This window comes from Cupriavidus sp. IDO (genome assembly GCF_000812465.1).
GTDB lineage: Bacteria > Pseudomonadota > Gammaproteobacteria > Burkholderiales > Burkholderiaceae > Cupriavidus.
This window is the reverse complement of the sequence record NZ_JWMA01000149.1, coordinates 1-2,126: the sequence shown is the minus strand read 5'-3', so window position 1 is coordinate 2,126 and position 2,126 is coordinate 1. Positions and strand designations below refer to the sequence as shown.

General features: G+C 56.9%; 2 protein-coding genes. One reads left to right on the top strand and one right to left on the bottom strand.

Annotated elements, in window-relative coordinates; genetic code table 11:
* Nucleotides 1-105: 105 nt before the first annotated feature.
* Nucleotides 106-558, bottom strand: coding sequence for a pyridoxamine 5'-phosphate oxidase family protein (locus tag RM96_RS29610; RefSeq protein WP_039015304.1), 453 nt, complete (start codon nt 556-558; stop codon nt 106-108).
* Between the two features lie 1,116 nt (nt 559-1,674).
* On the opposite strand from RM96_RS29610, the gene RM96_RS29605 reads away from it, so the two are divergent.
* A partial coding sequence (locus tag RM96_RS29605; protein WP_039015303.1) for a cupin domain-containing protein occupies nt 1,675-2,126 on the top strand: 452 nt, incomplete at its 3' end.

Here is a 2,126-nt window from a genome sequence, read left to right as displayed (position 1 = left end):
TTTGGCCATGTCCTTTGCGCGAGGGAAACAACGCAAAGGTTAACAAAAGTCACTTGAAGTTAACAGCCCTGCAAGCTCATTTTGTTAGGGCTTCTTAGTCAAGTGTTAGCACACAACCAGGTCCGCGTGTCCGAAACCTTTCGAGTAGTCAAGAACAGAAATGACAGTGGGCGTCACTTGGAAAATCCTCACCTCGTTCCGGGTAGGCATTGGTACTGGCAACTTGGTTTGCTGCGGATACTTCAGGGGAAGCATGCGCAGGACCTCGTCCGCCTCGACGGGGTCGAGGACGAGCTTCGCGCGCGCTGCCATGGACAGCCCCGTGATCGCCATCAGGTCAGAAGTATCGTCATCAATGGTTAGGGATACCCGGTCGTCCTGAGCCAGATTGGCTGCTTTCTGGCTTTCCAGACCACACAGGAAGTAGAGGACAAGGCCTTTGCTAACGTAGCCCACAGTGGTCGCCTGCGGCCAGCCATCCGGCCGGATCGTGGCGATCGTCATGATCCGGTGTTGCTCCAGTAGCGCCAGGATCTTCTTCCTGATCTCGTCATCCATAATGACTCTCCCTTGCAGGCGGGAATTGGGGTCCCCGTTGTCAACGCTTCGGAGACGCCTCGAGTGCAGGAATGGGAAGAGGCAAGACAGGCTGGGGTCGCCTGTCCGATAGCACCCGTCACGAACCGGAAGGCTGCGGTTGCGTGACGCCACCGCCATCGATCCTTGCTTCATGATAGAAGCCGCAGATCCTTGCTTGTTGACTTGCATCAATCAAGTTCTGTATCGGTCCAAGGCTCTGCGAGGCGGAGGCGGGGCAGCTTCCGGTTCCAGCGACCGTCCATAGGTGCCACTGGTGGAGTTGACTCGGAATTACTAAACCGCGATGTAGCGCCAAGTCTTCAAGAGAGAACAACGGAGTTTCCCGCGGAAGCCGCTGTCAGGGCTGCACGGGGCCACGAAGCGACGACCGGAGCCTATTCTTCATTTGAGAGAAGGAAGGCGGCCAAGAGGCGTCGTTCGGTCGCTCCATGACTAATGCGCTCGGGAGGGCCAGTCTGCCCCGTACCGCGAAGCGCTACAGTTTATTTCTGGGAAGGAGATCTTGTTGATGTCTGGACGAATGGCCCCGCAATGCGAATCCAGTTGGCCAAATGGCTAGAAAGCGAACAATTCCGCATTACGAGTTCTTAGCAACCGGAGAGTTAGCCCCGGCGATCGGCGGTTGCACTCGGAATCGGTCGTTACGGTCTCTCGGATCTGAAAGGCGGCTAAGGGTCGACAAAGGCCGACCGACCTGTAACTGGCGGAGGTCGCTTGTCGGCCATGTAGCGACATTCGCTTGCCTCATCGCTCGGACATTCGCACATCTCATCCGCACCTGAAACCTGCAAAATTGGATTCGCGAAGACCACCGTCGATTTCGTACCCAAGGCTGGGCATTCAGCGACAGCAGTCGTATTCGATCGGGGGCACGGCGAGCCCCTCCTGGCCCAGCTAAGAGGCGTCTGATAACGGGACAAGGTTTCATGATCGTGATGGCGTCCAGACTCCCCTGGCGCCTTTCCGTTCCTAGGTTGCGGCGCTGCGGCTTGTATCGTCATGCTTCTTTCCTAACATGAAGGCAATCCGCGCTGATAGTCAGCGACTGCGGAAACCGGATCTGGGAGGCTAAAAATGAAACGGCTGGAATTTGCTTTTCTGCTTGCCTTGGCCATCGCGCCTCCTCTGTTCGGCCAGCAGGCCGCTCCGGTGGACAGGATGGAGATGCTGAATGCCGCGACCCTCAAATGGACAGATGCGCCCGACGCGCTCCCAAAGGGAGCCAAGATTGCTGTGCTATACGGCGACCCGATGAAGGAGGGTTCGTATGTGATCCGGCTGAAGCTGCCGGCCGGATACGAGATCCCGCCCCATTGGCACACGCAGGACGAGAACCTGACCATTCTCTCCGGTGCACTCTATCTTGGGTCAGGCGACAAATATGATATCAATAAGGCACATCAGCTAGTGGCCGGCGGCTTCCACCACCTACCTGGCAAGGCGCAGCATTATGCCTTTACGAAGCGGGCAACCATTGTCGAGATTCACGGAATGGGGCCGTTCGATATCCATTATCTCGAGGAAAA